At 60.4% G+C, this 768-nt stretch carries 1 protein-coding gene; it reads right to left on the reverse strand.

The annotated features are described in order from the left end of the window. On the reverse strand, positions 1–677 hold a 677-nt coding region (locus tag LH464_RS24420), incomplete at its 3' end, for a GntR family transcriptional regulator (RefSeq protein WP_226788985.1). Positions 678–768 lie beyond the last annotated feature (91 nt).

A 768-nucleotide genomic window follows, 5' to 3' on the forward strand; every position in this document is an offset into this window, starting at 1 on the left:
GCTTTTAGATCGACGTCCTCGTTCACTCCGAAGTCCAGGGATCGCCGGAGCATATCAAAGGCGGTGTCAAAGGTAGCGGCCGCTTCATCCGGTTCACCGGCCAGGATGTGCTTCGCCGTGCTTTCCATCAGCGAGTGTCCCTCGGTAATCAGCGACCCGCGCTGGTAGAGGGCCAGCGCCAAGGTCAGCCGCGTGGCAAAGCGTTCGTAGCTTTCCGTCAGCAAGCGGTTGCCGGCAAGCACGCCCAGCAACGTCCCTGCTTCCAGCCGCAGCCGGCGCAGCGTGTTGAACTCCGCCTGTTGGCTTGCCTGCTGTTCAGCCTGCAGATGAACGGAAAGCACCTTATGGACCTCCGCCCGGCGCTGGTCCGGCGCATTGGCAAGCTCGCGTGCGAAGTGCGTGAGCAGGAGATGCATGCCTTCGACAAGATTTTCCGCCTCGCCCGCTGTCGGCTTGGCGATATAGGCGCCCCGGTTGACCGGCAGGTGGACAATACCGGCCTGTTCCATGATGACCAGCACCTTGCGGACCACGGTGCGGCTGATGCCGTAGAGTTCACACAGCACTGCCTCCTCCAGCTTGACGCCGGGCTTGAGCTTGCGGTTGATCACGGCATTCCAGAGATCGTTGTAGATTTGCGCCTCGACGCCAACGAGGGGGACGTTAAGGGAAAGCATTCTATCATTGTAGGCCGCAAGGGCCGGAGAGAGATAGCGCCAGGCCATAGGGTTCCTTTGGCTGTGGTTGAATCCATTCATTCAATCGATG

Origin of the sequence: Pseudorhizobium xiangyangii (genome assembly GCF_020531965.1) — a bacterium.
GTDB classification, from domain to species: Bacteria; Pseudomonadota; Alphaproteobacteria; order Rhizobiales; family Rhizobiaceae; genus Neorhizobium; species Neorhizobium xiangyangii.